This is a genomic window from Chromobacterium haemolyticum DSM 19808, from assembly GCF_000711885.1.
Lineage (GTDB): Bacteria > Pseudomonadota > Gammaproteobacteria > Burkholderiales > Chromobacteriaceae > Chromobacterium > Chromobacterium haemolyticum.
Window position 1 is genome coordinate 49004 of record NZ_KL543995.1, and the last position, 8911, is coordinate 57914.

Below are 8911 nucleotides of genomic sequence, written 5' to 3' on the forward strand. Positions count from 1 at the left end.
GGACCAGGCTTGTAGTCGCTCGATGGCGCGCCTTTGGTCCAGGTTGGTTGCCCTTGGTGCGGAAGGGCTGCTCCCGATGGGGAACGCTGAATGTGTAATCCTTGATGCCAGTCAATGACAAATAAATTTGCGCAAGTGGGGAAAACTGTAGGGAAAACGCAAATTTATGACGTTTGCAATGCTGTTTGCTGGTGTCAGCAATGAGTGGAGCGAATGAATGGGCTTGGCTTGGGCTGCTCAGAGCCTTAGCGCGGTCATCAGCGCGTTCTCCAGCGCCAGCACCGTCTTATCGTCGTTGAGGCCGGGGCCGGAGATCAGGAAGGAGTCTTCGGCGCGGCTGCCCAGGGTCATGATCTTGGCGGATTGCACATTCATCCGGTAGTCGGACAGCACTTTGGCGATGCGCGCCAGCAGGCCGGGGCGGTCCCCGGCGACGATGGATAGTACGTAGAAACTGGCTTTGTCATCCGGGCGAATCAAGATTTGCGGCGTGATTGGGAAGTGTTTGAGGTGGCGGCTGATCCGGCCGGAGGCGGGCAGGCTCAGTTCGCCCTCCTGGCGCAGGCACTCGGCCAGTTCGAACTCGATGAAATTGATCATGTCGCGATAATCGCCGTCATGATGCTCGGGCACGAAGACGTGGAAAGTGTCCAGCGCGTAGCCGTGGCGGGTGGTGTAAACCTTGGCGTCGGCGATGCTGTAGTGGGTGCGGCCGAAAAAAGCGCAGGCGCGGGCGAACAGTTCCGGGCGGTCCCGGGTGTAGATCAGCACCTGGATGCCTTCGTGGTCGTCGAACAGCCGGGCGCGCACCAGCGGCCCGTCGGCATGGACGAAGCGGTTGAGCAGCCGCGCGTGCCAGGCGATCTCCTTGGCTTCGTGGCGCAGGAAGTAGACAGTGTCCAGTTCCTGCCACAGCGCGGCCTCCACGCCGCTTGGCACCGCGTGCAAGCGCAACAGCGCCTGGGCCTGGTGTTTGCGCTCCTCTAGCTCAGAGGCGACGTCTAGCTGGCCGCCGCGCACCAGCTGGCGCATCGCCGCGTGGTAAAGGTCTTCCAGCAGCTTGGCTTTCCACGCGTTCCAGACTTTGGGGCTGGTGCCTCGGATATCGGCCACGGTCAGCAGGTAGAGCGCGGTCAGCCGGCGCGGCGTGCCGGCCAGTTCGGCGAAGCGGCGCACGGTTTCCGGGTCGTAAATGTCTTGCTTCTGCGCCACGCTGGACATGGTCAGGTGCTGGCCCACCAACCAGACCACTAGTTCGCCATCCTCGGCCGGCAAGCCGTGCTGGCGGCAAAAGTCCGCCGCGTCCGCCATGCCCAGCGTCGAGTGATCGCCGCCGCGGCCCTTGGCGATGTCGTGGAACAGGCCGGCAAGGTACAGCGTTTCCGGCCGCTCGAAGTCGTTGATCAGCCGGGACATCAGCGGATATTCGTGGGTAAAGGCGCTGCTGGCGAAGCGGCGCAGATTGCGCACCACCATCAGGATGTGCTCGTCCACGGTGTAGACGTGGAACAGGTCGTGCTGCATTTGGCCTACGATGTGGCCGAAATTGGGCAGGTAGCGGCCCAGCACCCCGTATAGATTCATCCGCCGCAGGCAGCGCGTCAGTCCGTTGGGCTCTCGGAATAACTGCAAGAACAGCTCGCGGTTGCGCGGGTTGTTGCGAAAGCGTTCGTTGATGTGGCTGCGCGCGTGCCACAGCGCGCGCAGCATGCGCGGGGCGAAACCGCTCAGTTCCGGGTTGCGCTGCAGCATCAGAAAGGCTTCCAGGATGGCGGACGGGTATTTCTCGAACACATCCGGCTGACGGATGCCCAGCATGCCGTTGACCGAGTAGAAGCGCTCGTTAAGGTTCTGAGTGACGCGCGGCACTTGGGAGTAGATCCTGCCGCGCAGATTGGGCAGCAGGATGCCGTTGAGCTGGTTAACGGTCTTGGCGGCGCGGTAATACAGCTGCATCGCTTGTTCGCTGGCGCGCTTGGCCGGGGTGTCCTGAAGGCCCAGCGCTCGGCCCAGTTGCTGTTGCAAATCGAATATCAGCCGGTCTTCGCGCCGGCGCGCCAGCAGGTGCAGCTCGATGCGCAGGCCCAGCAACTGGCGTTCGCTGTGTTTGATCAGCCGCGCCTCGGCCAAGGTCAGGATGCCGCGGCGCACCAGCGCGTCCCAATTGTCGCCCAGGCCGATGGCTTTGCTGATCCACAGAATGGTGTGCAGGTCGCGCAGGCCGCCCGGGCTTTCCTTGATATTGGGTTCCAGATTGTTGCCGACGCCGAAGTGGCGAGTGTGGCGCTGCTGCTGTTCCTGGGTCTTGCCTTCGAAAAAGGCCAGCGGGTCGCGCTGGCGGTCCAGCAGCGCGCTCATGCGCCGCCAGGGCGCGGCATCGCCGGCGATGAGTCGGTTTTCCAGCAGATTGGTTTCAATGGTGATGTCGCCGCGCGCCTCGGACAGGCATTCTTCGACAGTGCGCACGCTGTGGCCTATCTCCAGGCCCACGTCCCACAGCTGGCTGATGAAGGCGCCGACGCGTTCGCCCAGCTCCGGCGACGGTGGCTGGTCCAGCAGCACCAGCAGGTCGATGTCGGAGTGGGGGAAAAGCTGGCCGCGGCCGTAACCGCCCACGGCGATCAGGCTGGCGGCGCCGTCCAGACCGGATTGCGCCCACAGCGCCTGCAAGGCGGCGTCCACCGTCTGGCTGTGCCGCTTCAGATATTCCTGAGGATTGCGCTGCTGACGGTATTGCTCGGTCAAAGCCTGACGTTTGCCGGCCAGTTCCTGGCGCATTTGGGCGAGGGAGTCCGCGGCCGGCGAGTTCATGTCAGCGCCTTTCCTGTCTGGCGATAATGGCGACGCCGGCCACCAGGAACAGCAAAGTGGGCAGCGTGGCGGACAAGATGGGGTTCCAGTCGTACAGCAGGCCCAGATGGCCGAACAGGCGGTTCACGAAGTGAAAGGCGATGCCCAGGCAGATGCCGCCGAACAAACGGATGCCCAGTTGACCGTGGCGGCGTTGCTGCGGGGTGAAGGCCAGCGCCACCAGGGCCATCGAGATACAGGCCAGCGGATAGAAGAGCTTGCTCCACAGCGCGATCTCATAGCGTTGGGTCTGTTGCTTGTTGCTGCGCAAGTGCTCCAGATAGGTTAGCAGCGCGCTGGCCGACATCTGTTCCGGCACGACCAGCAGCACCGACAGGATTTCAGGCTCGACGATGGATTTCCAAGACAGCTCCGGATAATGGCGGCTGACCGACTGATCCGCGCCCAGCGTGGTTTCGCGCACATTGATCAGGCGCCATTGCTGCTCATCCTTGGAGAATGAGCCGCGTTCGGCGTAACGGGTGCGCACCAGGCGGAAATCGTTGTCGTAGGTGTAGATGCGCACGCCCAGCAGCGAGGTGTCCGGCAGCATCTCATGAACATTGATGAAGTTCTGATTGTCCTTGACCCAAATACCGGAGCGGAATTCCTGCGCCACCATCGAGTGGGTGGCGGACAGCTTCAGACTTTGCGCTTGCTGGCCGGTGCGCGGCGCCAGCACCTCGCCCAGCAGCACGGTGAGCAGGGCGAAGCCGAGGCCGAACTTCAGCAGCGTGGCGGCGATTTGCGGCAGCGTCACCCCGCTGGTGCGTATCACTGTGTATTCGCTGCTGGTGGCCAGCTGGGTCATCGCCACCATGCCGCCGATCAAGACCGCCAGCGGCATCAACTCATAAGCGTGGCCGGGCATCAGCAGCGCGACATAGCCCAGCATCTTGCCCAGGGTGTAGCTGCCCTTGCCCAGATTGGGCACTTCGGCCAACAGGTCGAAGAAGCCATACAGGCCCAGCAGGGCCAGCAGGGTGAACAAGGTCGCCTGGCTCAGAGTGGCGACGATGTAGCGATGAATCAGTTTCATGACGGGATCAGGATTTCCGGAACAGCAGGGACAAGGCCTGGCCGATGGGACGAGCCGGCCGGTTGCGGTAGCTCAACAGCGCAAGCGCCAACGCCAGCATGGCCAGGTGCACCAACAGCACCAGCCAGACGCCGGCCTTGCCCTGGGCCACCCAGTTGCGGGCCACGGTCAGTCCGTTCTGATAAACAAAGAAAACCAGCAAAGACAGCAGTAGATTGTAGGTCTGGCCGCTGCGCGGGTTGAAATAGGACATCGGAATCGCCAGCAGCGCCAGAATCACGCAGCTGATCGGCATCGACAGCCGCCAAGCCAGTTCGGCGCGGTAGTCGGCGGAGTCCTGGCTCAGCAATTGGGCGGTGGGAATGGCCTGGCGGTTGCCGGAGGGGCCCGGCATCTGCTGGCTTTCGCCGATGCCGGCGGTGTAGCGCTGAAATTCCGCCACCTCGTAATTGGCGCTGCCCGGCTCGCCTACGTAGCGCTGCCCATGTTCCAGCACCACCACGCGCTCCCCGTCCGGCTTCGTGGTAATAAAACCGGATTTGGCGAAAATGGTGGCCACTTTGCCGTCGGTGATTTCCTGCATGAAAATATTAGTGGCCGCGCCGTGCTCGCCAGAGTAGTTCTCAATAAAATATACCTTGTTGGACGAGGCGGATTCTTTGAACACGCCGGGGGAGATTGCGGAAACCTCCTCGCGGCGTTTGATCTGTTCGGCATAGTCTTGGCTGCGTTGGTCCGCCCACGGCCCGATGAACAGGGTGACGCCGGCGATCAGCATCGCCAGCGGCAGGGTGAAGCGCATCACCGGCCACACCCAATTGCTCAAAGACAGGCCGGAACTGAGCCAGACCACCATCTCGTGATCGCGCCAAATACGGGTCAATACCACCAAAATGGTGGCGAAAACCGTCAAAATCATCAATACCGGGAAAAAGCCCAGCGTGGTGAAGCCAAGCACCGCGGCAACGGCCTCGTTGGCCATTTGTCCTTCGGCCGCACGGCCCAGAAGATTGACTGCCTGAGTGGAAACGATAATCGCCAGGAGCACGATGAAAACGCCTAATGCGCTCAAAGTCAGCTCGCGAGTCAGGCTTTTTTGAAAAACCATTTATTCAGTGCCTTTTTGACTTTTCATGAAAAGCATTGTGATAATTCCGGGGACCATCCAGAAACGTCAAAAACGGACGATTTCGGAATCAACAACAAAATCCGTCTTCACCGGAAGGCCGGGCCGTCAGGATTCTACCTGCGCATCGACGGCCGGTTAAGAGGTGTAGCTACAGACACTCGCTCTACACGGGAGTTCTCAATGGAATTTAACATAAAAAGCGGCAGTCCGGAAAAGCAACGGGTAGCTTGCGTTATCGTCGGCGTATACGAATCCCGCAAGCTGACTTTCGCGGCGGATCTGCTGGATCGCATCTCCAACGGCTTCATCAGCGACGTGCTGCGTCACGGCGACATGGAAGGGAAGCTGGGCAGCACGCTGGTGCTGCACTCGGTGCCGCACACCCTATGCGACCGGGTGATGTTGGTGGGCTTGGGCAAGGAGCGGGAGTTCCGCGCCAAGGAATACCGCGAGGCGGTGCGGGCCTCGATCAAGGCCTTGACCCAGACTTCCGCGGTGGAAGCGGTCAGCTACCTGAGCGAACTGACAGTCAAGAAGCACGATGTAGAGTGGATGATAGAGCAGGCGGCGGTGGTGACGCTGGACGCCTTGTACCGTTTCGACCGCTTCAAGAGCAAGGTGGACGAATCCGTGCGAGAGCCGCGCAAGCTGACGCTGGCGGTACCGCGCCGCAGCGATCTCGCCGACGGCGAAAAGGGCTTGCAACGCGGCCTGGCCATTGGCAGCGGCATGAGGCTGGCCAAGGATCTGGGCAACCTGCCGGGCAATGTTTGCACTCCCAGCTATCTGGGCGAAGAAGCGCGCCAGATGGCCGCCGCTTTCGGAGTGGACGCCGAAATCCTGGGCCCCAAGCAAATCGCCGAACTGGGCATGGGTTCTTTCCTGTCCGTGGCCAAGGGCAGCACTGAAGAAGCGCGGCTGATCGTGCTGCGCCATCATGGCGCCAAAGACAAAGGCGACAAGCCCATCGTGCTGGTGGGCAAGGGCATCACCTTCGACTCCGGCGGCATCTCGTTGAAGCCGGGCGAGGGCATGGACGAGATGAAGTACGATATGTGCGGCGCGGCCACCGTGCTGGGCGCTTTCCGCGCCGCGGTGGAAATGAACCTGCCGCTGAACCTGGTTGCCATCGTGCCCACTTGCGAAAACATGCCCAACGGCAACGCGTTGAAGCCGGGCGACATTGTCACCTCGATGTCCGGCCAGACCATCGAGATTCTGAACACCGACGCCGAAGGCCGACTGATTCTGTGCGACGCGCTGACCTACGCCGAGCGTTTCGACCCGGCCACCGTGATCGACGTGGCCACGCTGACCGGCGCCTGCGTGGTCGCGCTGGGCCATATCGCCACAGCGCTGTACAGCAACCAGGACAGCCTGGCGCGCGAGCTGCTGGCCGCCGGCGAGGAAGTGGCCGACCGCGCTTGGCATATGCCGCTGTGGGACGAGTACCAGGACATGTTGAAGAGCCCGTTCGCCGATATGGCGAATATCGGCGGACGTCCGGGCGGCAGCATCACTGCGGCCTGCTTCCTGTCGCGCTACGCCAAGGCTTACGATTGGGCGCATTTGGATATCGCCGGCACCGCCTGGAAGGGCGGCAAGGACAAGGGCGCCACCGCGCGTCCGGTGCCTTTGCTGGTGCAGTTCCTGCAAGACCGCGCGGACATCGCGTTGGGCAATGTGGTGCGACGCGGCCGTCCGCGCCGTGAAACCCCTGAAACGGTGGACGATGAGCAGGATTGATTTTTACACCAAAGTGGCCGATCCGCAGGGCTTCGCCTGCCTGCTGGCGGCCACGGTGATGCGCAAGGGGGAGCGGCTGCTGGTCTGGTTCGACAGCGAGCAGCAGCTCGATACCTTCAGCCGACAGCTGTGGAGTTTTGGCGATACCCGCTTCGTGCCGCACTGCCGGCTGGGCGCAGACGAGGCGGCGGACACGCCGATCTGGCTGACCGCCCGCCTGCCGGATGCGTTGGAGCACCCGGTTTTGTTGAATCTGGGATCGAATTTGCCGGAGCGGATGGAGCGCTTTGATCGTATTCTGGAAATAGTCGGACGCGACGAAGCGTCGCTGGAGACGGCGCGCCTGCGGTTCAAGGCGTATCGCGAGCGCGGTTATGCAATCGAACATCACGACATGAGCAACAAGTGACCATGAGCGAGCCGTCAAAGCCCAAAGAGCCTGACTGGTCCGGCCTCAACCTGCCGGTGTTGACCGAGGTGGTGGATGAGTCGCAAGTGCCTACCTTGGGCGACGAAGTCATCGACATTCCCGATTTTGATTTCTCCAGCGAACTGGACGCGCTGGCCGACCAGTTGGGCGAACTGCCGCAGGATTTGCCCGCCGAGTTGGAAATTCCCGAACTGAGCCTGGAAGAACTGATCGCCGCCCCTGTTGCCGGCGAAGAACCGTTGCTGGACCTGGCTTCGCTGCCGTCGCTGGATCTGGACGACATACCTGCCTCCGAGCTTGGCATCGAGCAAGTGCTGCCAGGTTGGAGTCCCGCCGCGGCCTCGCCGGAAGCGGCGCAGCCGCCGGCGGCGGAGACCGGTGATTTCGAATTCTTGTTGCAGCCGGCCGGCGAGGAGCAAGCAGCGGAGGCCGTGGCTGACGAACCCGCGTCTATCGCGGAAGAGGCGCTGGCGGCGGTTCCTGCTTCGGCGCCCGTTGCCGAGCCCCTAATGGCCGAAGCTGAGCCGGCAAGGGACGCCGCGCTTGCGGCCGCTGAGCCGGAACCCGTTGGTATAGAGATTCCGGGTGCGGTGGCGCCAACCGCCGAGCCGCCCGCGCCGACGCCTTTCACTTCCATTTCCTTGGATAGCTTGCCCACCGGCGTGCTGGGCGGCGGAGTCGGACCGGAAACCCAGGTGGACAGCTTGCTGCCGAGTTGGCCGGAGAGCGCGGCGCAAGAACCCGTGCCTGTCTGGCCGGAATCCGCCGAGGCCCCATCCGTCGGCGCGCCGGAAGCGGCGGCGGAAGGCCCAGAGCCATTTGCGCCGCCTATGGGCGATAACGCCGCCGACCCCTTCCTGGCGCCGCCCGAGGCGGATGAACTGGCCGCGTTGGCGCTGGAACCCGCGCCGGCGTTTGATGATGCGCCGGCCGTAGCGCCCGAGGCGGTGTTTGAATCGGAGATGGCGTTTCCCGATGGGATGATTTCGCCGGAGTCCTCCGCCGTCCCTGAGCTTGACGTGCCGGGAGAGGAGCCCTTGCTGGCCGAGATCGACCAGGCACTGGCGGGGGGGCGGACGGAGCCTGTCATGGCGATGCCGGAAGCTGTTGAGGCGGATGCGCCGATGATGGATTCCGCGTTTTCCGCACCGGTGGCCGAACCTGTGTTGGACGAGACGCTGGAGCTACAAGCCGCAGATCTGGACGTCCCGCAGATGGATGCAGTGTTTGCCGAGCCGGCGAAAGCCGAAGCGGTGCCTGAGCCTGTGTTGAACGAGGCGTTGGAACCACAAGTTGCTGAACTGGACGTTCCGCAACTGGATGCCGCATTTGCGGAACCAGCGAAAGAAGCGGTGCCTGAGCCTGTGCTGGACGAGCCGCTGGGGCCGCAAGCTGCAGATCTGGAGGTTCCGCATCTGGACGCTGCGTTTGCAGAGCCGACGGAGGCCGAAGCGGCGGCAGAGTCTGTGCCGGAAGAAGTGCTGGAACCGAAAGTCGTCGAATCAGAGGTTCCGCATCTTGACGCTGCGTTTGCGGAGCCGGCGGAAGCCGATGCGGTGGCAGAGTCTGTGCTGAACGAGTCGTTGGAACCACAAGTTACTGAACTAGACGTTCCGCGGCTGGACGATGCGTTTGCCGAGCAGACGGAGGCCGAAGCTGCGGCAGAGTCTGTGCTGGAAGAAGTGCTGGAGCCGAAAGTCGTCGAATCAGAGGTTCC

General features: G+C 62.7%; 6 protein-coding genes. 3 read left to right on the top strand and 3 right to left on the bottom strand.

The genetic code is table 11. The features are described 5' to 3' along the window. Positions 1–237: 237 nt before the first annotated feature. Genes BR71_RS19930 through lptF form a run of 3 tightly spaced genes read right to left on the bottom strand, consistent with a single transcriptional unit; the run spans position 238 to position 4997 of the window. Positions 238–2811, bottom strand: a complete 2574-nt coding sequence (locus BR71_RS19930; RefSeq protein ID WP_052370907.1) for a [protein-PII] uridylyltransferase — start codon at positions 2809–2811, stop codon at positions 238–240. Position 2812: 1 nt separating this feature from the next. Continuing rightward, positions 2813–3889, bottom strand: a complete 1077-nt coding sequence (gene lptG, locus BR71_RS19935) for an LPS export ABC transporter permease LptG (RefSeq protein ID WP_043592119.1) — start codon at positions 3887–3889, stop codon at positions 2813–2815. A gap of 7 nt (positions 3890–3896) precedes the next feature. Next, positions 3897–4997, bottom strand: coding sequence for an LPS export ABC transporter permease LptF (gene lptF / locus BR71_RS19940; protein WP_043592120.1), 1101 nt, complete (start codon positions 4995–4997; stop codon positions 3897–3899). A 201-nt stretch (positions 4998–5198) separates the two neighbouring features. On the opposite strand from lptF, the gene BR71_RS19945 reads away from it, so the two are divergent. The 3 genes from BR71_RS19945 to BR71_RS19955 all read left to right on the top strand — a co-directional run. Next, complete coding sequence (locus tag BR71_RS19945; RefSeq protein WP_043641529.1) at positions 5199–6764, top strand: leucyl aminopeptidase; 1566 nt, start codon at positions 5199–5201, stop codon at positions 6762–6764. After that, positions 6751–7173 carry a DNA polymerase III subunit chi gene (locus tag BR71_RS19950; protein WP_039756731.1) on the top strand — a complete coding sequence of 141 codons (423 nt, stop codon included), beginning with the start codon at positions 6751–6753 and terminating at the stop codon, positions 7171–7173. The genes BR71_RS19945 and BR71_RS19950 overlap by 14 nt, the downstream gene beginning before the upstream one ends. A 95-nt stretch (positions 7174–7268) precedes the next feature. Continuing rightward, on the top strand, positions 7269–8911 hold a 1643-nt coding region (locus BR71_RS19955; RefSeq protein ID WP_162179242.1), incomplete at its 3' end, for a hypothetical protein.

Excerpts from the sequence above, each read along its gene's own strand:
- BR71_RS19930 (WP_052370907.1), bottom strand. The coding sequence starts at position 2,811 with ATGAACTCGCCGGCCGCGGACTCCCTCGCCCAAATGCGCCAGGAACTG.
- BR71_RS19950 (WP_039756731.1), top strand. The coding sequence starts at position 6,751 with ATGAGCAGGATTGATTTTTACACCAAAGTGGCCGATCCGCAGGGCTTC.
- lptF (WP_043592120.1), bottom strand. The coding sequence starts at position 4,997 with ATGGTTTTTCAAAAAAGCCTGACTCGCGAGCTGACTTTGAGCGCATTA.
- lptG (WP_043592119.1), bottom strand. The coding sequence starts at position 3,889 with ATGAAACTGATTCATCGCTACATCGTCGCCACTCTGAGCCAGGCGACC.
- BR71_RS19945 (WP_043641529.1), top strand. The coding sequence starts at position 5,199 with ATGGAATTTAACATAAAAAGCGGCAGTCCGGAAAAGCAACGGGTAGCT.